The organism is Pseudomonas nitroreducens, from assembly GCF_014204515.1.
Taxonomy (GTDB): Bacteria; Pseudomonadota; Gammaproteobacteria; order Pseudomonadales; family Pseudomonadaceae; genus Pseudomonas; species Pseudomonas nitritireducens_A.
In genome coordinates this window covers 187,700-210,496 of the sequence record NZ_JACHLI010000003.1, presented here as the reverse complement: position 1 = coordinate 210,496, position 22,797 = coordinate 187,700, and the positions used below count along the sequence as shown (strand labels likewise).

Here is a 22,797-nt window from a genome sequence, read left to right as displayed (position 1 = left end):
CGGCATTGCTGTGCGTCGGAGAAAAAAGGGCGCCCGAAGGCGCCCCGTGCGTGCGAGATGAGGTTCACTCGGACGTGGTGGTGGGTTTGCCGGCTGGCGGTTCATCAGCCTTTGGCTCCTGAGGCGATGGCTTCTGGGGCTGCGGCTTCTGGTCCGATTGCCCTTGAATCGGGTGCTCCCCGGCAGTTCGCTTGCCGGCCGCGGCGGACAGTTCCTCCTTGGAGAAATCGTCCACGTCGATCACCGCGCGGCGCGCGCGTTCGGCGGCGTGCAGAGTTTCCGCCTCGGCGGCCTCCAGCACTCCGGCATCGCGCGCGGCATCGATGGGCGACTGCCCCGGCTTGGGATCGACGCCGTGCTCCTTGAGCGCCTTGTGCAGCTTCTTCTGCAGGGGCGCGGCGGCAGCGAGCTGGTCATAGGCGAAGGTGAGCTTGGCGACCGGATCATCGGGGCCACTGGGTAGATGTGCGCCGGCGAGGATCGCCTGCAGCGCCGGGTCGCTCAGCGGGAGGCCGAGGATGTTGGCGATCTCGGCATCCAGCGCGTCGCTCGGGCCTCGGTGACGACGGCCCAGCGGCAGCACCAGCACGCGCAGCAGGCAGGCGAAGGCACGGTTGGGGAAGTTGTCGATCAGGTCGGCCAGTGCGGCCTCGGCCTTCTCCAGGTTTTCCTCCATCGCCCAATGCAGCAGCGGGTGCAGGTAGTCCGGGTTGTCCAGGTCGTGGTAGCGCTTGAGGGCGGCGGAGCCCAGGTAGAGGTGGCTCAGCGCATCGCCCAGACGGGCGGACAGGCGTTCGCGGCGCTTCAGTTCGCCGCCGAGCATCATCATGCTGAAGTCGGCGAGCAGGGCGAAGGCGGCGGCGAGACGGTTCAGCGCGCGGTAGTAAGGGCGGCTGATGCGGTCGCCCGGCACCTGGTCGAAGCTGCCCAAACCCAGGCCCAGCAGCAGGCTGCTGGCAGCGTTGCTGACGGCGAAACCGATGTGGTTGAGCAGCAGTTCGTCGAACTCGCGCTCGGCCTGGTCCTGATCCTCGCGGCGGGCCAGTTCCATCTCCTTGAGCACGTACGGATGGCAGCGGATAGCGCCCTGGCCGAAGATCATCAGGTTGCGCGAGAGGATGTTGGCGCCCTCGACGGTGATGAAGATCGGCGCAGCCTGCCAGGAGCGGCCCAGGTAGTTGTTCGGGCCCATGATGATGCCCTTGCCGCCGTGGATATCCATGGCGTGGGCGATGCACTCGCGGCCGCGTTCGGTGAGGTGGTACTTGAGGATGGCCGAGAGCACCGAGGGCTTCTCGCCCAGGTCCACCGCGTTGGCAGTGAGGATGCGCGCGCTGTCCATCATCCAGGCGTTGCCGCCGATACGGGCGAGGGCTTCCTGGATGCCTTCGAAGGCCGACAGCGGCACGTTGAACTGCTCGCGCACCTGGGCGTAGCGGCCGCTGACGTAGCTGCCGGCCTTGGCGGCGCTGGTGCCCACCGCCGGCAGGGAGATCGAGCGGCCCACCGACAGGCAGTTCATCAGCATCATCCAGCCTTTGCCGATCATCTCCTGGCCGCCGATGATGTAGTCCAGCGGTACGAAGACATCCTTGCCGGAGTTGGGGCCGTTCATGAAGGCGGCGCCCAGCGGCACGTGGCGGCGACCGATCTGCACGCCGTCGGTGTCGGTGGGGATCAGCGCCAGGGTGATGCCCAGGTCTTCCTGCTCGCCCAGCAGATGGTCCGGGTCATGGCACTTGAAGGCCAGGCCGAGGAGGGTGGCCACCGGGCCGAGGGTGATGTAGCGCTTTTCCCAGGTCAGGCGCAGGCCGATGACTTCCTCACCTTCCCACTGTCCCTTGCAGACCACGCCGACGTCGGTCATGCCGCCGGCATCGGAGCCGGCCCGCGGGCTGGTCAGGGCGAAGCAGGGGATTTCCTGCCCGGTGGCCAGGCGCGGCAGGTAGCGCTGGCGCTGGGCATCGGTGCCGTAGTGCAGCAGCAGTTCGGCCGGGCCGAGGGAGTTGGGCACCATCACGGTGGAGGCGAGGTCGCCGCTGCGGGTGGCGAGCTTCATCACCACCTGGGAATGGGCGAAGGCGGAGAAGCCCTTGCCGCCGAACTCCTTGGGAATGATCAGGCCGAAGAAGCCCTGGTCCTTGATGTAGGCCCAGGCTTCGGGCGGCAGGTCCATGTGCTTGCCGACCTCGTAGTCGTTGATCATCGCGCAGAGCTGCTCGGTGGGGCCGTCGACGAAGGCCTGCTCCTCTTCGGTCAGCTGCGCGCGGGGATAGGCCAACAGGGTGTGCCAGTCCGGGCGGCCGCTGAACAGCTGGCCGTCCCACCAGACAGTACCGGCCTCGATGGCCTCGCGTTCGGTCTCGGACATCGGCGGCAGGGTCTTCTTGAACCAGGCGAACAGCCGCGAGGTGAACAGGCTGCGGCGCAGATCGGTGGCCAGGATGGTCACCGCGACCACGGCCCAGATCAGCCAGAACAGCACCATCCAGCCGTGGGCGTGGCTGAACAGGCTCATGAGCGCGAGGTACACGGCGACTATGCCGAGCGCCTTGAGGGGCGCGGCGCGGCGGTGGGCGAGCCAGGCAACGCCAAGGATCAGGACGAGCAACCAGACGAGCAGCATGCGGATTCCTCCATGACAGCCCGCCCCGGCGACGGCGTGTCGTGGCGGGCCTGGTAACGAAAGTGCGTGAGCACGGCGGCGGGTATTCCCGGTGGGAACCCCGCCACGATGCACCGGAAGCTTAGCTGGGCGAATCGGACCGATGGCCGCATGGCCGGACAGCTTGGCCGGATCGCCGTGTCGGGTCGGCGCCGGCGCTGGTTAGACTGGCTGCCATCAAGGACGAACAGCCCGGAGACAACACCATGCAGCCCTACCTCAAGCCCAGCCGCTTCGTGGATAGTGACCACCCCCAGGTAATCGAGTTCGCTCTAAATCACCGGGGCGAGGGCGGCACGCCGCTGGAGCAGGCGGTGGCGCTGTATTACGCGGTGCGCGACAAGGTGCGCTACAACCCCTACGTGTTCAGCCGCGACCCGCAGACCCTCAAGGCCAGCCACGCGCTGCTGGCCGGGCAGTCCTACTGCGTACCCAAGGCCACGCTGCTCGCAGCCTGCGCCCGGCATTGCGGCATCCCGGCGCGGATCGGCCTGGCCGACGTGAAGAACCACCTGGCCACGCCGCGCCTGCTGGAACTGCTGCGCAGCGAGGTGTTCGCCATGCACGGCTACACCGAGCTGTTCCTCGAAGGCCGCTGGGTCAAGGCCACGCCGGCCTTCGATATCCGCCTGTGCCAGGCCTTCGGCGTGCTGCCGCTGGAGTTCGACGGGCGCAACGACAGCGTCTTCCACCCGTTCAACCGCGACGGCGAGCGGCACATGGAGTACCTGCGCGACCATGGCCAGTTCCCCGACGTGCCCGAGGAATTCTTCTTCGGCTACCTCAAGCAGTGCTATCCGCACCTGTTCACCGGCGAGGATGCGCCGCTGGAAGGGGACCTGCGCAGCGAGGCGGCCCGGCGCGCAGGCAAGCCGCGGCATGAAGGAAATCGATAGTCACCATCAGCACGGGCATCTTTTTTCCGCGCGCCGTTGCCGGTAGGGTGCCGTCATCCGAAATCGTGTCCGTGGGATGCGATGCCATCGAATGACGACAACAAGAGAGGCGCAGCATGCTCAAGATCTGGGGCCGGAAGAATTCCTCCAACGTGCGCAAGGCACTCTGGTGCGCGGAGGAGGCGGGCCTGGCCTATGAGCGGATCGACGCCGGCGGCGCCTTCGGCGTGGTCAACGATGCGCCGTACCGCGAGCTGAACCCCAACGGCGTGGTGCCGACCCTGGACGACGACGGCTTCATCCTCTGGGAATCCAACACCATCGTCCGCTACCTCGCCGCTCGCTATGCCCCGGCCCTGCATCCGCAGGACCTGCAGCGGCGCGCCAGCGCCGAGAAGTGGATGGACTGGACCACCTCGTCCCTCGCCGCGCCGTTCCGCAGCGTGTTCTGGGGTACCCTGCGCACCCCGCCGGAGCAGCGCGACGTGGCTGCGATCCAGGCCGCCATCGATACCTGCGTGGGCCTGCTGGCCATCCCCGAAGCGACTTTGGCGAAGCAGCCGTACCTGAGCGGCGAAGAATTCGGCATCGGCGACATTCCGCTGGGCTGCTTCATCTATGCTTGGTTCGAAATGCCCATCGAGCGCCCGCCGCAGCCGCATCTGCAGGCCTGGTACGAACGCCTGAAGGCGCGCCCGGCCTACCGCGAGGCGGTGATGACCGAGCTGACCTGAATGCCTGTGCGGGCCGCGAAGGTTGCAATCGCCGCGGCATAGCCTTATCAAGCAGGCCCTTTTTCGAAGACATGCGTCTTTCCACCGACTTGCAACGGGAATACCCATGAGTTCCGCGCTGTCCATCCGTCAACTGACGAAGACCTACGGCAACGGCTTCCAGGCCCTCAAGGGCATCGATCTGGACGTCGCCGAAGGTGATTTCTTTGCCTTGCTCGGCCCCAACGGCGCCGGCAAATCCACCACCATCGGCATCCTCTCCACCCTGGTGAACAAAACCGGCGGCACGGTCAACGTGTTCGGCCATGACCTGGACAAGGACCCGTATGGCCTGAAGCGCTGCCTGGGCGTGGTGCCCCAGGAGTTCAACTTCAACCAGTTCGAGAAGGTGTTCGACATCGTCGTCACCCAGGCCGGCTACTACGGCATCCCGATGAGCGTGGCCAAGGGGCGCGCCGAGAAGTACCTGACCCAGCTGGGCCTGTGGGACAAGCGCAACTCCGCCTCCCGCGAACTCTCCGGCGGCATGAAGCGCCGCCTGATGATCGCCCGCGCGCTGGTCCACGAGCCACGCCTGCTGATCCTCGACGAACCCACCGCAGGTGTGGACATCGAACTGCGCCGCTCGATGTGGAACTTCCTCACCGAGCTCAACAACGAAGGCATCAGCATCATCCTCACCACGCACTACCTGGAGGAGGCCGAGCAGCTGTGCCGCAACATCGCGATCATCGACCACGGCACCATCGTGGAGAACACCAGCATGCGCAAGCTGCTGAACAAGCTCCACGTGGAGACCTTCTACCTCGACCTGCAGGGCAACCTGGGCGAGGCGCCGAAGCTCGACGGCTACCCGGCGCGGCTGGTGGATGACCACACCCTGGAAGTGCAGGTGGACAAGTCGCTGGGCATCAACGGCCTGTTCGTCCAGCTCAACGCCCAGGGCGTGCAGGTGCTGAGCCTGCGCAACAAGAGCAACCGGCTGGAGGAGCTGTTCGTGTCGCTGGTGGAGAAGAATCTGTCGAAGGTGGCGGTATGAGTCACGAACTGCGCGCCAACTGGGTCGCCCTCAACACCATCGTCTACCGCGAAGTCCGCCGCTTCCTGCGCATCTGGCCGCAGACCCTGCTGCCGCCGGCGATCACCATGGTTCTGTACTTCGTCATCTTCGGCAACCTGATCGGCCGGCAGATCGGCGACATGGGCGGCTTCACCTACATGCAGTACATCGTGCCGGGGCTGATCATGATGTCGGTGATCACCAACTCCTACGGCAACGTGGTGTCGAGCTTCTTCGGCAGCAAGTTCCAGCGCAACATCGAGGAGCTGCTGGTCTCGCCGGTGTCGCCGCACACCATCCTCCTGGGCTTCGTCTGCGGCGGCGTGCTGCGCGGGCTGGCGGTGGGCGTGATCGTCACCCTGCTGTCGCTGTTCTTCACCGACCTGCAGATCCACCACCTGGGCATCACCGTGCTGGTGGTGGTGCTGACCGCCGGGATCTTCTCCATGGGCGGTTTCGTCAATGCCGTGTTCGCGCGCAACTTCGACGACATCTCCATCGTCCCGACCTTCGTGCTGACGCCGCTGACCTACCTGGGCGGGGTGTTCTACTCGATCACCCTGCTGCCGCCGTTCTGGCAGACGGTGTCGCTGGCCAACCCGATCCTGCACATGGTCAACGCCTTCCGCTACGGCATCCTCGGCGTGTCGGACATCCGCATCGGTGTCGCGGTGGTCTTCATGCTGGTGGCGACTGTGCTGCTCTACCTCTTCTGCGTACGCCTGCTGGTGAGCGGCGCGTTGCGCTGATTCAGAAGAAAAGGCCCCGGTTGGGGCCTTTTCTTTTTTGTGGCATTGGCGACACACCGCTGGAGGGCTCTTGATCTTGTAGGAGCGAGCATCCCGGCCGGCGTAGGAGCGGACTCTGTCCGCGATCGATTCAACGCCACTCCGACCGACCAGATGGCATCAGGCCGACCAGATCGCGGACGGAGTCCGCTCCTACGGGGTGTGAGCGGTCGTTATTGCGGAAATTCGATGACGAACCGCGTCCAGCCCTGCGCCGACTCGCAGCGAATCTCCCCGCCGTGGGCGCGGACGATGGAGCGGCAGATCGCCAACCCCAGCCCGGCATGTTCGCCCTGGCCCTCGCGGCGGGCCGGGTCGGCGCGGTAGAAGCGGTCGAACAGGCGTGGCAGACGTTCGGCGGGAATCTCCCGACCGGGGTTTTCCACGCTCAGCCGGCCCGGCTCCAGGCGTACGCGAACCTGTCCGCCGTTCGGGGTGAAGCGCAGGGCGTTGTCCAGCAGGTTGGCCAGCACCCGGCGCAGCAGGGCGCGGTCGCCCCGGACCGACAGTTCGCCGTCGCGCTCCAGGCGAATCGACTTTTCTTCGGCCAGTGGCCCGTAGAACTCCAGCAGTTCATCCACCTCGCCGGCCAGTGCCAGCGGCTGGCTGTTGGGCGTGAGCAGGCCGTGGTCGGCCTTGGCCAGGAACAGCATGTCGTTGACCATCGCGGTGAGCCGCTCCAGCTCCTCCAGGTTGCCGTGCAGCGCCTCGCGGTAATCCTCCAGGCCGCGCGGGCGCGACAGCACCACCTGGGTCTGGGTCAGCAGTCCGGTCAGCGGCGTGCGCAGTTCGTGGGCGATATCGGCGGAGAACGCCGAGAGACGCTGGAAGGCCTCTTCCAGCCGCGCCAGCATGGCGTTCAGCTCGCCGGCCAGGCCGCGCAGTTCCTGCGGCATCTGCCCGGCGTCGAGGCGGGTGGTCAGCGAGTGCGCGCTGACCTGCGCCGCTACCTCGCCCATGCGCCGCAACGGACGCAGGCTGACGCGAGCGGCCCATGCGCCGAGCAGCGCGGTGGCCAGGGCGGAAAGGCCCATGGTCAGCCAGATCAGTCGTTGCATGCGCTGCAGGAAATGCTGGTGATGGGTGATGTCGAGGATCAGCACGAGCTGTGCGCCCTGCGGCTGGGCGGCATCCAGCGGGGCCTGCAGCTCGCGGTAGGCCGGCGTTTCGCCGCTGCCTGCGGGCATTGTCGGCAGTTGCCAGAACCAGCGCTGGCCATCGGCTCCCTGCAGGCGCAGGCCGAGGTCGGCTTGGCGCCCCAGCTCGCGGCGCAGGTCGGCAAGGCGTGGCGCGAGCTGCTCCGCGCTGCCCACGCCGGCCAGCACGTCGCGGAAGATCGCCAGCCGGCCGGTCAGCAACTGCTGGTCCAGTTCGAGGAAGTGCGCCTGGCTGGCGCGGCTGAAGATGACCCCGGCCAGCAACGACACGGCGGCGGTGCAGGCGGCGAACAGCAGGCTCAGGCGCAGGCCGAGGGACAGGCGCGCAGTCATGCTTCGCGCTCCTCCAGCACGTAGCCCATGCCGCGCACGGTGTGGATCAGGCGTTGCGCAAAGTCGTCGTCGACCTTGGCGCGCAGGCGGCGGATGGCGACCTCGATGACATTGGTGTCGCTGTCGAAATTCATGTCCCACACCTGGGAGGCGATCAGCGACTTGGGCAGCACCTCGCCACGGCGGCGCAGCAGCAGCTCCAGCAGGGCGAACTCCTTGGCGGTCAGGTCGATGCGCTGGCCAGCGCGATGCACGCGGCGGCGCAGCAGGTCCAGTTCCAGGTCGGCCAGTTGCAGGGTGGTTTCCTGCAGTTGCTGGCTGCCGCGGCGCAGCAGCGTGCGCACGCGGGCCAGCAGTTCGACGAAGGCGAAGGGCTTCACCAGGTAGTCGTCGGCGCCCAGTTCCAGGCCGCGTACGCGGTCTTCCACGGCATCGCGGGCGGTGAGGAACAGGACGGGTACGGCGCTGCCGGCCTGGCGCAGCGCCTGGAGGATCTGCCAGCCGTCGCGGCCGGGCAGCATCACGTCGAGGATCAGCAGGTCATACGCCCCGGCCAGGGCCAGCTGCAGGCCCTCGTCGCCGTCGGCGCTCAGGTCGACGGCGAAGCCGGCCTCGCTCAGGCCCTGCTGCAGGTACTGGCCGATGCGCGGTTCGTCTTCGACGATGAGGAGTTTCATGGGGGTGTCCGTTCGGGGCGCGAGGCGCGGCTGGGGATCAGTGTGGCTGGCGGTTTTATACCGCGTCAGCCCGGCGGCGGCTGCAAGCTTACGCATTTGTAATCTTCCCGACAGGCAGGCCTCAGGTGCCGCAGGTCAGCATGGGCGGCATCCATTCGAGGAGATTCGCCATGTTCCTGCGCCACCTGCTGCCAGCCGCCATCCTCTGCTTCGGCGCTGCCAGCAGCCTGCCGGCCCTGGCCGATGCCGGCCACGGCTACGATTTCGGCCAGCCGGCCAAGGCCGCCCAGGCCACTCGCACCGTCGAGATCAGGCTGGGCGAGATGTACTTCGAACCGCGCAGCATCGAAGTGAAACCGGGTGAGACCGTGCGCTTCGTCATCCACAACGACGGCAGCCTGCTGCACGAGTTCAACCTCGGCAGCGCCGCCCTGCACGCAGAGCACCAGAAGGAGATGCAGCAGATGCTGGAAGCCGGGATGCTCACCCCCACCGGTGTGCAGCACGACAGCGGGCAGATGGATCACAGCCAGATGGGGCATGGCGGGACGATGCAGCACGACGATCCCAACAGCGTGCTGGTGGAGCCGGGCCAGAGCGCCGAGCTGACCTGGACCTTCAGCAAGCCCACCCGCCTGGAATTCGCCTGCAATATTCCGGGGCATTACCAGGCGGGCATGGTCGGCCAGTTGACCGTCGCGCCCTGAGAGAGAGGGGCGTGGGGCAGCACGCGTGGAGATGCCGCGTCGTCCGCCGGCTGCTGAAAGGGCCGGCGGATTTGTATACACTCGCCGCCTCGCGCCACCTCCCGCATCGCCGATCCAGCAGGTCTTCCCATGCAGCATCCCGCCGAACACTCGCCCCTGGGCAAATCCAGCGAATACGTCTCCAGCTACGCGCCGCAGCTGCTGTTCCCGATCTCCCGCAGCACCAAGTGGGCGGAGCTGGGCCTGACTGCAGAGACCCTGCCGTACCAGGGCGTGGACCTGTGGAACTGCTACGAGCTGTCCTGGCTGACCGCTTCGGGCAAGCCGGTGGTGGCCATCGGCGAGTTCGCGATCCCGGCGCAGTCGCCGAACATCATCGAGTCCAAATCCTTCAAGCTCTACCTCAACTCGCTGAACCAGACCGCCTTCGATAGCGCCGAAGCGGTGCGTGCAGTCATGGAGCGCGACCTGTCCGCCGCCGCTGGCGCGCCGGTCGGCGTGCGCGTGCGCAGCCTGGACGAAGTGGCGCGCGAGGGTGTGGCGGTGATCGGGGGCACCTGCGTCGACGACCTGGACATCGCCGTGGAAAGCTACGATCACCCACGCCCGGAGCTGCTGCGCTGCGACGATACCCGCCGCGTGGACGAAGTGCTCTACAGCCACCTGCTCAAATCCAACTGCCCGGTCACCGGCCAGCCGGACTGGGGCACGCTGGTGGTGGAATACAGCGGCCCGGCGCTGGATGCCGCGAGCCTGCTGGCCTATGTCGTGTCCTTCCGTCAGCACCAGGACTTCCACGAGCAGTGCGTCGAGCGCATCTACCTCGACCTGCAGCGCCTGCTGCAGCCGACCCGCCTGAGCGTCTACGCCCGCTACGTGCGTCGTGGCGGCCTGGACATCAACCCCTACCGCAGCAGCGAGGCGCTGCAGCCGGACAATCGTCGGCTGGTGCGTCAGTGAGGCGCTGGTAAAACGCCGATACGAAAAACCCGGCCGAGGCCGGGTTTTTTATGCTCAGCGGGCTCAGATGCCCATGTTCGCCAGGCTCTGGACGATGGAGCGCAATGTGCCGGCCAGGGTCGGATGGCTCGCCTCGAAGCGCTCCACGGCCAGGTTGACGTTGTCCATCAGGGTCTCGTCGGCCAGCGCCTCTTCGTTGGCCAGCTGCAGCTCGATGTCCTGGATCAGCGCTTGCAGCGATTCGCGCTCTTCCGCGTTCAGCGGCGGCTGGCGTTCCAGCTGGTCGCGCAGGGCCTGGAGTTCTTCCTGGAGGCGTTGTGTCGGCATGGTGGTGTCCTTCTGCGGTACGTACCCAAAGATGGACCTCGTCCGTTGGGGAAAAGGTCCATCGCCATGCCCTTGAGCTTAACCCGCCGCGCGCACCCTTGCCTGATGCCGGTCAACCCGCAGCAGGCGTTCGAGCAGCGGGAAGAAGTGCTCAAGCTCAGGGGTACGCATGGCCGGGTCCTTGCCCAGGTCGTCCAGCCGGCGCAGGGTCAGCGCGTCCTGGGAGAACGGTGCATTGAGGAAGGCGCTGGCGCCGCGCTGGTCGAACGGCCCGCCCTGCAGCGCCAGGCTCTGCCGCGAGGCCCAGGACAGGCCGGCGTGGTAGGCCGGGTCGATGGCGCAGAGGTAGCGCTTGGCGGCCACGTGCAGGCGGATCGGCTGCCAGACCGATTCGGGCAGCAGCTCGCGCAGCAGGCTGGCGCCGAACTCCTCGTGGCGCAGGTCCTGTTCCTCGATCAGCTGCGGGTCCTCGTAGAGGTGACCGATGTCGTGGAGCAGGGCGGCGATCACCAGGCTGTCGGAGCAACCGGCGCGCTCGGCCAGGGTGGCACACTGCAAGGCATGCTCGGCCTGGCTCACGGCTTCGCCGTAAGGCTCGGCGCCGTGGCTGGCGAAGCGTTCGGCCAGTTCGTCGAGGAAGCGGTGGCGCTCGTGCTTCATGGCTTTTCTCCTTTCAGGCGGCGGCCGGCGATGTCCTGCAGGCAGGAATCCAGCTCGCCCAGGTGATCGATGACCGAGTGCACGCCCAGGCGATACAGGCCCAGCGTCGCCTGCGCGCGCAGGCGATCGCGGTCGAGGTTGCCCAGGGCGTCCCAGTCGCCCGGCGCATGGCCGCACAAAGGGCCGCTGGCGGCCAGTCCGATGGTCCACAGGCCGGCGTTGAGGCCCGCCTGGAGCAGGCGCGGCTGGCCGCTGACCAGCACGCAGCCGTCCAGGTGCGGGCTGTCCAGGTGCATCAGCGCCTGCCAGCAGGAGTCCGGCGCGGGCAGTGGGCGACCGGCGACTTCCAGGCCAGTAGCCAGACGATCGACGAGTCCGGTGGACAGGTGCTGGGCCGTGGCAGTGGGCAGCTCATCGAGCCAGGCGCAGGGCACGCCATGCCCCTGCAGCGCCTGGAGCGCTTGCAGGGCGCCGGGGGTGGCCTCGGCGTGGGCCTGGGCGGCGGCTTCCAGGGCGCCCTGAAAGCGCTCGCGCTCCGGGCCGTCGGCGCTGCGGCCCAGCACGTGGTCCAGGGCCTCCTGCGGGGGCAGGGCGGCGGCTTCGAGCAGGCGCTCGGGTGGACAGTCGGGGCAAGTGCGTTGCAGGGCTACCGGCAGCGTCCTTGCGCCGAAGTCCACCAGATCGCCGGAAAGTCCGAACAGCAGGGTCGTGAAGCGCGGAAGGTCGGCGGTCGCAGGCATGGTGGGCTTTTCTGATGATTGGTCTAGGCCAGATTAGCGGGGCAATGTGACGGTCCGATGAAGTCTGCGGCGCTGCCGTTATAATCGCCGCGCCTTTCCCTGGAAGATGCCCATGCCGGTCGATCCCGTGCCCCACTACCTGCGCATCCGTGACCAGCTGGCGCGGGACATCGCCAGCGCCGCGCTGAGCCAGCGCCTGCCTGCCGAGCGCGAGCTGGCCGAACGCTTCGGCTGCACCCGAGTGACCCTGCGCGAAGCCCTGCAACAACTGGAAACAGAAGGCGTGCTGTACCGCGAGAATCGCCGCGGCTGGTTCGTCTCGCCGCCGCGCATCCGCTACAACCCCACTCGCTCCACCGGCTTCATGGACTATGTGCATGCCCAGGGCCGGCTGCCGCGCACCGAAGTGCTGTCGGCCGAACGGCGTGCCGCTGGGCCTTTGCTGGCGCGGCGCATGGGGTTGACCGAGGAGGCCGAGGTCTTCCATATCCTGCGCCGCCGCTGGGTCGACGAGCGCCCGGTGATGCTGGAACAGCTGACTCTGGACGCCAGCTGGTGCCCGGACCTGCTCGCGCATGGCCTGGATACTTCGCTTACCCGCGTGCTGCGCGAGGAACTGGGTTTGAGCCTGTCTCGTTCCGAACTGGCCATGCACTCCACGGCGCTGGTGGAGGCGCAAGCCGCACCGCTGCAGCTGACGCCTGGCTCACCTGGCCTGTACGTGGAGCGCGCCAGCTATATCGAGGATGGCCGGCTGGTGGAGTGGGACCAGGAGTTCTGGCGCTCCGATGCGCTGGAAATCGTCATCGACGCACGGTATCCGGACTGAACTGGCACTATGCTTTCAATCGACAGCAAGCGAAACGGCAGCCCCTGAGCCCGAATCGAAATCCTGCGAGAGCGGTCCGGGTCTGCAAAACCGTTGCGCCTCTATATAATCTGCCCGCCTAGCGGGGCCGCCATGGCTGGCCCGAAAGACATTCACTGGAGAACTCCCGATGCGCCAACCAGGCGTCCACTGGACGAAACGCTGCTTCAGCCTGATCGCCGCCACCGGCCTCGCCACGCTCCCGTTCCTGGCCCAGGCTGCCAGCGAGGACGACCCGTGGGAGAGCGTCAACCGTCCGATCTTCACCTTCAACGACACCCTGGACACCTACGCGCTCAAGCCGCTGGCCCAGGGTTACCAGTACGTCACCCCGAACCTCGTGCAGGATGGCGTGAGCAACTTCTTCGACAACATCGGTGACGTGAAGAACCTGGTCAACGACCTGCTGCAGCTGAAGTTGCACAATGCCGGCGTCGACACCAGCCGCCTGCTGTTCAACACCACCTTCGGCCTCGCCGGCTTCATCGACGTGGCCAGCCACATGGGCCTGCAACGCAACGACGAAGACTTCGGCCAGACCCTCGGCCACTGGGGCGTGGGCAGCGGCCCCTACGTGATGCTGCCGCTACTGGGCCCGAGCACCCTGCGGGACGCCCCCGCGCTGATCCCGGACGCCTACACCGGCATGTACCCGTACATCGACAATGTGCCCGTGCGCAACAGCCTGCGCGCCGTCGACGTGGTGGACACGCGCGCCAACCTGCTGCAGTCCGAGAAGCTGATCAGCGGCGACAAGTACACCTTCATCCGCAACGCCTACCTGCAGAACCGCGAGTTCAAGGTCAAGGACGGCGAGGTCGAAGACGACTTCTGATCGACCTTGCGCAGGCCTTTCCTGTCCCCCGGCCCGCGCCATTCGTGGCGCGGGCGGCGCCTGCTTGAACCCTTGAGCGGATGGGAGTAGTGTCTGCGCCTTGTCGCGACCGACCCGCGCCGCTGTTCCCTAGAATGAGCGCCAAACCACAACCCCGGCGCCGTTTGCCTGGATGACCCATGCACAAAGCCAGTGCCTCGCTGCTGATTATCGATGACGACGACGTCGTCCGCGAAAGCCTCGCCGCCTACCTGGAAGACAGCGGATTCAAGGTCACACAGGCCACCAACGGCCTGGAAGGCCTGAAAGTCTTCGAGCACGAACTCCCCGACCTGGTGATCTGCGATCTGCGCATGCCGCAGATGGACGGCCTCGAGCTGATCCGTCGCGTCAGCGAGATGGCGGTGGAAACCCCGGTGATCGTGCTGTCCGGCGCCGGCGTCATGAGTGACGCCGTCGAAGCCCTGCGCCTGGGCGCCGCCGACTACCTGATCAAGCCGCTGGAAGACCTCGCCGTTCTCGAACACTCGGTACGCCGTGCCCTGGATCGCGCCTTCCTGCGCTCGGAAAACCGCCGCTACCGCGAGAAGCTGGAAACCGCCAACCGCGAGCTGCAGGCCAGCCTGAACCTGCTTCAGGAAGACCAGAACGCCGGTCGCCAGGTGCAGATGAACATGCTTCCGGAGACTCCCTGGGAGTCCGAAGGCCTGGCGTTTTCCCACCAGATCATCCCGTCGCTGTACCTGTCGGGTGACTTCGTCGACTACTTCCGCGTAGACGCCCGCCGCATCGGCTTCTACCTGGCCGACGTTTCCGGCCACGGCGCCTCGTCCGCCTTCGTCACCGTGCTGCTGAAGTTCATGACCACGCGGCTGCTGTACGAATCCAAGCGCAACGACCTGTTGCCGGAGTTCAAGCCGTCGGACGTGCTCGGCCACATCAACCGCGGGCTGATCAACTGCAACCTGGGCAAGCACGTGACCATGCTCGGCGGCGTGATTGACCTGGAAACCGATCGCCTGACTTACAGCATCGGCGGTCACCTGCCGTTGCCGGTGCTCTACGTCGACGGCGAAGCCCGCTACCTGGAAGGCCGTGGCCTGCCGGTGGGGCTGTTCGACGAAGCGACTTACGAGGATCATGTCCTCGATCTACCCAAGTCCTTCAGTCTTTCCCTGTTCTCGGACGGCATTCTCGATGTGCTTCCGGGAGCTACGCTGAAGGAAAAGGAGACGGCCCTGCCCGAGCAGGTCGTCGCCGCCGGCGGAACCCTGGATGGCCTGCGCCAAGTCTTCGGACTGGCCAAGTTGTCCGAGATGCCGGATGATATTGCCTTGCTGGTGTTGAGCAGGAACCTTGCATGAGTACCGGTAAAATCCAGTTCGCCGAGCAGGATGGCTCATTCGTCCTGAAGTTCGTGGGCGAAGTCCGTCTGACCCTGTGTTCGGCGCTGGATGCCACCATTGAAAAAATCTTCGCCGCGTTGAATTTCTCGGCGATCATCATCGATCTCACGGAAACCCAGAGCATCGACAGCACCACGCTGGGCCTCCTGGCGAAGCTGTCGATTCTCTCGCGGCAGAAGGTCGGGCTGTTGCCCACGCTGGTCACCACCAACGCGGACATCACCCGGCTGCTGCAGTCGATGGGCTTCGATCAGGTGTTCAACATCGTCGATCGCCCGGTTCCGTGTTCGGATTGCCTGACCGATCTGCCTCCTCAGGACCAGTCCGAGGAGGTGGTGCGCGGCAAGGTGCTCGAAGCCCACCGTATCCTGATGGGCCTGAACGAGACCAACCGCGAGGCGTTCCACGACCTGGTGAGCGCTCTAGAGCGTCACTGATTCGATGAGCCCAAATGCAAACCGGCGCCCTGGGGCGCCGGTTTGCGTTGGCTCGTCCGCCGTTTTCAGCGACCGGCGAGCAGAGCCTCGAGCTTCTCCTGGTCGCGGGCGAACAGGCGGATGCCTTCGGCCAGCTTCTCGGTGCCCATGGCGTCTTCGTTCATCTGCCAGCGGAAGGCGCTTTCGTCCAGAACCTGGCGCGCCTCGCCGCCGCCGGGTTGCAGCGCGCGTGGCAGTTCGCCCTGGGCGTCGGCCAGCTGTTGCAGCAGGTCCGGGCTGATGGTCAGGCGGTCGCAGCCGGCGAGTTGTTCGATCTGGCCCAGGTTGCGGAAGCTGGCGCCCATCACCACCGTCTCGTAGCCGTTAGCCTTGTAGTAGCGGTAGATGCGCGCGACGGACTGCACGCCCGGATCTTCCGCGCCCACGTAATCGCGGTTGTTGGCCTTCTTGTACCAGTCGTAGATGCGCCCGACGAAGGGCGAGATCAGGAACACGCCGGCGTCGGCGCAGGCGGCGGCCTGGGCGAAGGAGAACAGCAGGGTCAGGTTGGTCTGGATGCCCTCGCGCTCCAGTTGCTCGGCGGCGCGGATGCCTTCCCAGGTGGAGGCAATCTTGATCAGCACGCGGTCGCGGCCGATGCCGTGCTGGTCGTACAGCTCGATCAGGCGCTGGGCGCGTTGCAGCGTGGCCTCGGTGTCGAAGGACAGGCGGGCGTCCACCTCGGTGGAGATGCGCCCCGGAATCACGCCGAGGATGTCCTTGCCGACGGCCACGGCAAAGCGGTCGCAGGCCAGGCCAGCATCCCCCTGGGCGCCTTCGGTGGCGCGGGCCAGGTGCTCGGTGTAGCGGGGCAGGGCGGCGGCCTTGAGCAGCAGCGACGGGTTGGTGGTGGCATCCACCGGCTTCAGGCGGGCAATGGCGTCGAAGTCGCCGGTATCGGCGACGACCGTGGTGTACTGTTTGAGTTGTTCCAGCTTGGAGGTCATGGCGCGTCTTCCATAGAGAGTGCATCGACCTTACCCGAGGCCGATGCGCCACTCAACGGGACTCAATGACCAGCGAGAAGTTCTCCGGCCTGATCCAGCAGGCCGAGGGAATCCTGGGTCTTGTGCACGTCCACCGAAAGCAGCTGGCGGAAGCGTCGCGCCCCTGGGAAGCCCTGGGCCAGACCGAGTACGTGGCGGGTCACGTGGTGCATGGCACCGCCCTCGGCGATGTGCCGTTCGATATACGGGCGCATGCGGGCCAGGGCCTCGGCGCGGGTGATGGCCGGCTTGTCCGAGTCATACAGCGCGGCGTCCACCTGGGCCAGCAGGTAGGGGTTGTGGTACGCCTCGCGGCCGAGCATCACGCCGTCGAACACCTGCAGGTGCTCGCGGCATTCCTCCAGGGTCTTGATGCCGCCGTTGAGGACGATCTCCAGCTCGGCGAAGTCGCGCTTGAGCTGCGCGGCGATGTCGTAGCGCAGCGGTGGGATCTCGCGGTTCTCCTTGGGCGACAGGCCTTCGAGGATGGCGATGCGCGCATGTACGGTGAAGCTGCGGCAGCCGGCGTCGCGCACCTGGCCGACGAAGTCGCAGAGCTCCTCATAGCTGTCGCGGCCGTTGATGCCGATGCGGTGCTTGACCGTTACGGGGATCGACACCGCATCGCGCATGGCCTTGACGCAGTCCGCCACCAGCGCCGGATGGCCCATCAGGCAGGCGCCGATCATGTTGTTCTGCACGCGGTCGCTGGGGCAGCCGACGTTCAGGTTCACCTCGTCGTAGCCAGCCGCTTCGGCCAGCTTCGCCGCCGCAGCCAGGTCAGTCGGGTTGCTGCCGCCCAGTTGCAGTGCCAGCGGGTGTTCGCACTCGTCGTGGCGCAGGAAGCGCGCGGTGTCGCCGTGCAGAACGGCGCCGGTGGTGACCATTTCCGTATAGAGGAGGGCGTGACTGGATAACTGGCGCAGGAAAAATCGGCAGTGTCTGTCAGTCCAATCCATCATCGGCGCCACGGAGAAGCGGCGGGAGGGCTCGGGGCGCTGGAGCGGAATAGTCATGTCTTCATCAATGTGGCGGCGGACGCCCAGGGTTTTCGGGGCGCCGGAGAGGATTCGAGAGTCAAGGGCAGCATTTTACCCATCGTCGGCGCACATTGCATGTTGCGCATTGCAAGCACATTGCTTGCCAGCCCGCTGGGCAGAAGCGCTGGGCAGTTGTTTCAGCTCATTACAGCTCCCGTGTATAGTGCCGCGTCAGTCTGATCGAGCGTTGTAAGAGTGATGCAGATTCAACGAATTGCGCGGGTCCTGACGGTCATGAGTATCGCCCTCGCGGGCATTACCCTGGTCAGCCTGCTGGTGGGACGTTTCTGGTGGCCGACGGATTCGGGGAACTGGGAAAAGACGCTGCGTCTGCTGACCTGCCTGTCCGTGCTTTGCGCAGTGCCCCAGCTGGTTCGGGAACGGGCGCGCTGGATGTCGGCGACGTTCATCCTGTTCGCCCTGTTCTGGGCGGGGCTGCTGGCCAACGCGCTGGTTGCCGAGTCTTCCAGTTCGGTGCGGCAGTTGCTGATGATCCTGTTCTTCAGCCTGGTGATAATCGCCGTGGGCGTCTCGGACGGCCGCTTCTGGCGCCTTGTGCTGGGCATCGGCGCCCTGGCGGGCGCAGGTTTCGCGGCATTCTCACTGCTGCACAAGGTTCAGCTGGGCGAGTTCACCTTCGCCTACCGCACGTTGAATATCCATGACTCCGGGGTGCCGGGCGTTGCGGAGTTCGGTATCACCATCGAAGCGGGCATGAACTACGCGTTCAGCTTCATCGTCGCGCTCTGGCTGGCTTTGCGCAGCCGGCGCTGGACGGGGCTCGCGATCTGGTCGCTGTGCGCTCTGACCCAGGGGGTCTACGTCTACTTCACCTTCTCCCGGGCGGCCTGGATGGCCGCCCTGATCGGCGCCGTCGTGCTGGTGCTGGTCGGCTCGCAAGGGCGCATGCGCCAGGCTGCCCTGGGGCTGCTGGGCCTGGGTGGCGCTGCCGTGGCCATTGGCGGCTACCGGCAACTGGCCTACGAATTCGGTTCGCGTGGCCTGACCCACCGGGATGAAGTCTGGCGGACGGTGATCGAGCGAGTGGGCGAGCGTTGGTGGTTCGGCCACGGCGCCCACACCGACCTGGGGGACGTGGTGCTGAGCACCGGGCAGGTGGTGCACAACCCCCACAGTCTCTACCTGGAAGTGCTCTACCAGTTCGGCGGGGTGGGGCTGGCGTCCCTGCTGGTCATGCTGGCGGTCTGCCTGTGGACGCTGTGGCACAGCCGCTCGCCTCTGGCGCCGCTGTGGTTCGCCGTGCTGGCGGCATCGTCCGTGGTGTTCATGGTGGAAATGCACTTCTTCGTCGCGGCGCCGAATGTGGTCTGGATGTGGCTCTGGCTGCCGATGGCCGGGGCGCTGGCGTCCGCTTCCAGCCAGTACCGGGCCTCTTCGCAGCGGCCCGTATCACCACCCTTCAGTTCTCCCCACCCGGCCTGAGCAGGCGCGCGGCGAAGGCTGCGCCGGTTGCCAGCCCGAGCCTGGCAGACCGCCTGCCCACCCAGGCTTCGCTCCCTGGGGGAGCCCTGCGCTGGCAGCGCCGAGTGCTAACCTCAGGGACTCATTCCACGGGGATTGGTCGATGAAGCTGCTGGTGATGATGCTCCTTGTATTGATGGCGGGCTGCTCCTCGCCGGGTCGCCTGAAGGAAGAGGCGCCCGTGCTGCGCCTGGAGAGCGGCAAGTCGCCTTCGGTCTATATGACCTGCTTGCTGCCGCAATGGCAGGGGCTGCGTCCCGCGGCAACGGTGCGTGAGATCCGTTTCGGCTACCGGCTGCTGCTGCCGGCCGCCTCGGCTGACTACACCGAGGCATTGCTGGAAACCACGGCGGCGGACAAGGGCAGTGACGTGGTGCTCTACCGCCGCAATGCGCCGAGTCCGGACGATGCAATCACCCTGGCCGCGCGTAGCTGCCTGTAGCGACTCAAGCAGCGCTGCGTCTACCACTAAGGAACGATAGCCGCCGCGCCAGGCAGGCGGCCTAATGGCTCTGACAAGAATAATCGGGCTCCCCGGCAGCGTTCGTGCGCTGTGCAGCGGTCGGGCCCGCCAGAAGAGAGCTGCCGCCATGGATATCGCGCGTCCGCGTATCGTCCTCATCCTTACCCTGCAGACTTGTGGCCTGGTGCTGCTGTTCATCGCCCAGGCGCTGGGCGACTGGCCGCTGTCGCTGTGCCTGCTGCTGGCCGCCGTGCTGCTGTGGGGGCCGTGGTTCATCCCCGAGCGTGCCGCGCCGGCCAGCGCGCTGGCCGTGCTGCCGGACGTCGCCGAGCTGACCCGTGAGCTGTCCCAGGGCACCAGCCGCAATGCGCTGTCCGCCGCCGGGGTGTCGTTCTCGGTGCAGCGCCTGGTGGAGAAGCTGGAGTCCCAGGTGGTGGCCGCCGAGCAGATCGTCGGCAGCGCCGAGGTGATGATCCACACCGAGCGCGCCACCTCGAACCTGGCCCGCCAGGCCAAGGAGGCCGCGACCCTGGCGCGCGCCGGCAGCGATAGCGGCCGCAGCGAGCTGCAGGCCGCCATCGACTGCATGCGCCAACTGAGCCAGCGCGCCAGCGCCAGCCGCGCGCTGATCGAGTCGCTGAGTGCGCGTAGCGAGGACATCCAGCGCGTCACCCAGGTGATCCAGTCCATCGCCAGCCAGACCAACCTGCTAGCCCTCAATGCGGCCATCGAAGCGGCGCGGGCGGGCGAGCACGGTCGTGGTTTCGCCGTGGTCGCCGAGGAAGTGCGCGGCCTTGCCGGACGCACCGCCGAGGCCACCGACGAAGTCGGGCAGATGATTGAGGATATCCAGCGCCAGACCGGCGAAGTGGTGGAGCAGATCCGCCAGCTCACTGACGACCTGGGCCTGGGCGTCAGTCAGGTGGAAAGCACCGGGCGGCAATTGCAGGACATCGCTGGCCTGGCCGCCAGCGTGGAAACCCAGATCAGCGAGATCGCCGAGGGCGCCGAGATCAACCGCAACCAGCTGGACAGCCTGTTCAGCGCGGTAGAGCAGGTACGCGGCGACCTGCGTGCCAGCGACGAGCAGACCCATCGCCTGGCCGACGCGGCCATCCAGCTGGAAACCCAGGCGGAGATGATCAGCGAGCGTCTTGCCGAAGTGGCGCTGGACGATTATCACCAGCGCATCTACGACCTGGCCCGCGCGGGCGCCCAGGCCATCGGCGCGAAGTTCGAGACGGACGTGGAGAATGGCCGGGTCGACTTCGACGCCCTGTTCGACCGCGACTACCAGCCGATGCCGGGCACCCATCCGCAGAAGTTCCGCACGCGCTTCGACCGCTACACCGACGAGGTACTGCCGCGCATCCAGGAAGACCTGCTGCAGCGCCACGAAGGGCTGGTGTTCGCCATCGCCTGCACCGCCGAGGGCTACGTGCCGACGCACAACCAGGCGTTCAGCCATCCGCCGTCCGGCGATGCCCAGGTGGACATGCTCAAGAGCCGCAGCAAGCGCCTGTTCAACGACCGCACCGGCGTGCGCTGCGGCAGCCATAACCAGCCGATGCTGCTGCAGACCTACTGCCGCGATACCGGCGAGCTGATGCACGACCTTTCGGTGCCGATCTACGTACGCGGCCGCCAGTGGGGTGGCCTGCGCCTGGGCTACCGGCCGGAGACCTGATAGCCCAGAGGCAGGCAAAAACAGGTCCGCACCAACGATACCCTGTAGGAGCGAGCTTGCTCGCGAACAGGGCGCGCACCCACTCTGGCACCAGTATCAGAGACCTCATCGCGAGCAGGCTCGCTCTGAATCACAGGCGAAAAAAAGCCGCGAAGGAGTAGGACGCGGCTGGGTGCGGGCGTCCGGGAGACGCCCGCGAAAGGGACTCAGTGATGCCCGCAGAGGGCGTCGCGGCCCTGCTCACCGAGGATGTTGAAGAGGATATTCAGCACCACGGCCCAGATTGCGGTCATGGCGATGCCGCTGTGGGTGATCGGCTCCATCCACTGGGGCAGGGCAGCGAAGAAGTCCGGGCGCACCACCGGCACCATCCCCATACCGATGCTCACCGCCACCAGCAGCTGGTTGCGGCGGTCGACGATGTCCGCCTCGTGGAGGATGCGGATACCGCTGGCGGCGACCATGCCGAACATGGCTATGCCGGCGCCGCCGAGCACGGCTGGCGGAATCGAGGCGACCAGGAAGGCGGCCTTGGGCAGCAGCGACAGGGCGATCAGGAACAGCGCGGCGGCGGCGGTGACGTAGCGGCTGCGCACACCGGTCATCTGCACCAGGCCGATGTTCTGGGCGAACGAGGAATGGGTGAAGGTGTTCATGAAGCCGGCGACGAACGAGGCGCTGGCGTCGCACAGCAGGCCACGGCGCAGGCGGTTGGGGCAGATCTCGGTCTCGGTGATCTTGCCCAGGGCGAGGAACATGCCGGTGGATTCGACGAAGATGATCACCACCACCAGGCACATGGACAGTACCGGCGCGAGGTGGAATTCCGGCGCGCCGAAGTGCAGCGGGGTGACCACGTCGAACCACGGGCGCTGCTCGATGCCGTCCAGGCTGACCATGCCCATGCTGGCGCCGATGATATAGCCCAGCAGCATGCCGATCAGTACCGAGACGTTGACCCAGAAGCCTTTCATGAAGCGGTTGATCAGCAGGATCACCGCCAGCACGAAGGACGACAGGGCGAGGTATTCGATGGCGCCGAAGTTGGCCGCGGCCTTGCCGCCACCGGCCCAGTTGATCGCCACCGGGAACAGGCACATGCCGATGGAGGTGATCACGGTACCGGTCACCAGCGGCGGGAAGAAGCGCACGATGCGGCTCATGAAGGGCGCAATGAGCATGCCGAAGAAGCCGGCGGCGATGGTCGCGCCGAAGATGCCAGTCATTCCCACGCCGGGCATCCCGGCCATGGCGACCATGCTGCCGACGGCGGCGAAGCTGGCTCCCATCATCACCGGCATGCGGATGCCCACCGGGCCGATACCCAGCGATTGCACGAGCGTGGCGATGCCGGCAACCAGCAGGTCGGCGTTGATCAGGAAGGCGATTTCTTCGCGGGAGAGGCCAGCGGCCTGGCCGACGATCAGCGGCACGGCGACGGCGCCGCCATACATCAGGAGAACGTGCTGGAAGCCGACCAGCAGCAGCTGCAGCAAGGGCAAACGCTGGTCGACGGGCGAGCCGGTAGTGGAGCGCTCAGTTACCACGGACATGCAACACCTCGGTTTTTATTGTTGTCAGTCGCTGGTTGCCGGACGGGCACGACAACCGGGAAGTACTGGCCGATCTCACCCCCGGGGCCGAGCGGGTGAAGCGGTGCGGGACTTTATAAACGCGATGTGTATTACGTTCAATCGATTTTTGTATACAACTCTCTGGTCACGATTTGTCTTCGTGGTTCTGCGAGGCTCTAGGCCGCGTGTTCCGTGGTTTCGGTGTTTTTGTAGCCATTGGTCGAGTGAACTACATTTTTAGCGGCGCTCATGCACTGGACTCTCTGCCCCGACCTG

21 protein-coding genes and 1 pseudogene are annotated in these 22,797 nt (G+C 66.4%); 13 read left to right on the top strand and 9 right to left on the bottom strand.

All coding sequences use genetic code 11. The features are described 5' to 3' along the window. Positions 1-190: 190 nt before the first annotated feature. Positions 191-2,626, bottom strand: a pseudogene (locus tag HNP46_RS05775) (acyl-CoA dehydrogenase); the annotation flags it as partial. A gap of 245 nt (positions 2,627-2,871) precedes the next feature. Between HNP46_RS05775 and HNP46_RS05770 the strand changes: the two are divergent. The 4 genes from HNP46_RS05770 to HNP46_RS05755 all read left to right on the top strand — a co-directional run bounded on the left by HNP46_RS05770 (position 2,872) and on the right by HNP46_RS05755 (position 6,104). After that, positions 2,872-3,561: a transglutaminase-like domain-containing protein gene (locus tag HNP46_RS05770; RefSeq protein WP_184586695.1), complete on the top strand. Its 690-nt coding sequence runs from the start codon at positions 2,872-2,874 to the stop codon at positions 3,559-3,561. Between the two features lie 116 nt (positions 3,562-3,677). Next, entirely contained in the window at positions 3,678-4,295 is a 618-nt protein-coding gene (locus HNP46_RS05765) for a glutathione S-transferase (protein WP_184586693.1), read from the top strand. 106 nt (positions 4,296-4,401) lie between these two features. Next, positions 4,402-5,334: an ABC transporter ATP-binding protein gene (locus HNP46_RS05760; protein ID WP_184586691.1), complete on the top strand. Its 933-nt coding sequence runs from the start codon at positions 4,402-4,404 to the stop codon at positions 5,332-5,334. Continuing rightward, positions 5,331-6,104 carry an ABC transporter permease gene (locus HNP46_RS05755; RefSeq protein WP_184586689.1) on the top strand — a complete coding sequence of 258 codons (774 nt, stop codon included), beginning with the start codon at positions 5,331-5,333 and terminating at the stop codon, positions 6,102-6,104. Before HNP46_RS05760 ends, HNP46_RS05755 begins: the two co-directional genes overlap by 4 nt. A gap of 212 nt (positions 6,105-6,316) precedes the next feature. On the opposite strand, the gene HNP46_RS05750 is transcribed toward HNP46_RS05755, so the two are convergent. Both HNP46_RS05750 and HNP46_RS05745 read right to left on the bottom strand, forming a co-directional pair. Continuing rightward, the gene (locus HNP46_RS05750) at positions 6,317-7,633 is read right to left on the bottom strand and encodes a heavy metal sensor histidine kinase (RefSeq protein WP_184586687.1); all 1,317 of its coding nucleotides are present in this window, start codon (positions 7,631-7,633) and stop codon (positions 6,317-6,319) included. After that, positions 7,630-8,310 carry a heavy metal response regulator transcription factor gene (locus HNP46_RS05745; protein ID WP_184586685.1) on the bottom strand — a complete coding sequence of 227 codons (681 nt, stop codon included), beginning with the start codon at positions 8,308-8,310 and terminating at the stop codon, positions 7,630-7,632. Before HNP46_RS05745 ends, HNP46_RS05750 begins: the two co-directional genes overlap by 4 nt. 170 nt (positions 8,311-8,480) lie before the next feature. On the opposite strand from HNP46_RS05745, the gene HNP46_RS05740 reads away from it, so the two are divergent. Further along, the gene (locus HNP46_RS05740) at positions 8,481-9,017 is read left to right on the top strand and encodes a cupredoxin domain-containing protein (RefSeq protein WP_184586683.1); all 537 of its coding nucleotides are present in this window, start codon (positions 8,481-8,483) and stop codon (positions 9,015-9,017) included. 129 nt (positions 9,018-9,146) lie between these two features. Further along, complete coding sequence (gene queF / locus HNP46_RS05735) at positions 9,147-9,977, top strand: NADPH-dependent 7-cyano-7-deazaguanine reductase QueF (protein ID WP_184586681.1); 831 nt, start codon at positions 9,147-9,149, stop codon at positions 9,975-9,977. A 63-nt stretch (positions 9,978-10,040) separates the two neighbouring features. Here the strand turns inward: queF and HNP46_RS05730 are convergent, their stop codons facing one another. From HNP46_RS05730 to HNP46_RS05720, 3 genes are all read right to left on the bottom strand, one after another. After that, entirely contained in the window at positions 10,041-10,304 is a 264-nt protein-coding gene (locus HNP46_RS05730) for a DUF4404 family protein (RefSeq protein WP_184586679.1), read from the bottom strand. A 78-nt stretch (positions 10,305-10,382) separates the two neighbouring features. After that, complete coding sequence (locus tag HNP46_RS05725) at positions 10,383-10,964, bottom strand: phosphonate degradation HD-domain oxygenase (RefSeq protein ID WP_184586677.1); 582 nt, start codon at positions 10,962-10,964, stop codon at positions 10,383-10,385. Beyond that, a complete protein-coding gene (locus HNP46_RS05720) occupies positions 10,961-11,704 on the bottom strand; it encodes an HAD family phosphatase (RefSeq protein ID WP_184586674.1) in 744 nt (247 codons plus the stop codon). Before HNP46_RS05720 ends, HNP46_RS05725 begins: the two co-directional genes overlap by 4 nt. A 112-nt stretch (positions 11,705-11,816) precedes the next feature. On the opposite strand from HNP46_RS05720, the gene HNP46_RS05715 reads away from it, so the two are divergent. The 4 genes from HNP46_RS05715 (at position 11,817) to rssC (ending at position 15,250) form a co-directional block, all read left to right on the top strand. Next, positions 11,817-12,533, top strand: coding sequence for a UTRA domain-containing protein (locus HNP46_RS05715; protein WP_184586672.1), 717 nt, complete (start codon positions 11,817-11,819; stop codon positions 12,531-12,533). 169 nt (positions 12,534-12,702) lie between these two features. After that, positions 12,703-13,407, top strand: a complete 705-nt coding sequence (locus HNP46_RS05710) for an MlaA family lipoprotein (RefSeq protein WP_184586671.1) — start codon at positions 12,703-12,705, stop codon at positions 13,405-13,407. A 179-nt stretch (positions 13,408-13,586) separates the two neighbouring features. Next, positions 13,587-14,771, top strand: coding sequence for a two-component system response regulator RssB (gene rssB, locus HNP46_RS05705; RefSeq protein WP_184586668.1), 1,185 nt, complete (start codon positions 13,587-13,589; stop codon positions 14,769-14,771). Next, complete coding sequence (gene rssC / locus HNP46_RS05700; RefSeq protein ID WP_138521783.1) at positions 14,768-15,250, top strand: anti-sigma factor antagonist RssC; 483 nt, start codon at positions 14,768-14,770, stop codon at positions 15,248-15,250. The genes rssB and rssC overlap by 4 nt, the downstream gene beginning before the upstream one ends. A 65-nt stretch (positions 15,251-15,315) precedes the next feature. On the opposite strand, the gene tal is transcribed toward rssC, so the two are convergent. Together tal and dusA are read right to left on the bottom strand one after the other, a co-directional pair. Beyond that, positions 15,316-16,236, bottom strand: a complete 921-nt coding sequence (tal, locus tag HNP46_RS05695) for a transaldolase (protein ID WP_184586666.1) — start codon at positions 16,234-16,236, stop codon at positions 15,316-15,318. 62 nt (positions 16,237-16,298) lie between these two features. Then, positions 16,299-17,291 carry a tRNA dihydrouridine(20/20a) synthase DusA gene (dusA, locus tag HNP46_RS05690; protein WP_184586664.1) on the bottom strand — a complete coding sequence of 331 codons (993 nt, stop codon included), beginning with the start codon at positions 17,289-17,291 and terminating at the stop codon, positions 16,299-16,301. A 258-nt stretch (positions 17,292-17,549) separates the two neighbouring features. Here dusA and HNP46_RS05685 point away from each other — a divergent pair, with 258 nt between their 5' ends. The 3 genes from HNP46_RS05685 to HNP46_RS05675 all read left to right on the top strand — a co-directional run bounded on the left by HNP46_RS05685 (position 17,550) and on the right by HNP46_RS05675 (position 20,947). Continuing rightward, the gene (locus HNP46_RS05685) at positions 17,550-18,758 is read left to right on the top strand and encodes an O-antigen ligase family protein (RefSeq protein ID WP_184586662.1); all 1,209 of its coding nucleotides are present in this window, start codon (positions 17,550-17,552) and stop codon (positions 18,756-18,758) included. 142 nt (positions 18,759-18,900) lie between these two features. After that, positions 18,901-19,239, top strand: coding sequence for a hypothetical protein (locus HNP46_RS05680; protein ID WP_184586660.1), 339 nt, complete (start codon positions 18,901-18,903; stop codon positions 19,237-19,239). Positions 19,240-19,303: 64 nt separating this feature from the next. Next, complete coding sequence (locus HNP46_RS05675; RefSeq protein WP_409372401.1) at positions 19,304-20,947, top strand: methyl-accepting chemotaxis protein; 1,644 nt, start codon at positions 19,304-19,306, stop codon at positions 20,945-20,947. A 206-nt stretch (positions 20,948-21,153) separates the two neighbouring features. On the opposite strand, the gene HNP46_RS05670 is transcribed toward HNP46_RS05675, so the two are convergent. Further along, the gene (locus tag HNP46_RS05670) at positions 21,154-22,500 is read right to left on the bottom strand and encodes a nucleobase:cation symporter-2 family protein (RefSeq protein ID WP_184586656.1); all 1,347 of its coding nucleotides are present in this window, start codon (positions 22,498-22,500) and stop codon (positions 21,154-21,156) included. Between the last annotated feature and the right edge of the window lie 297 nt (positions 22,501-22,797).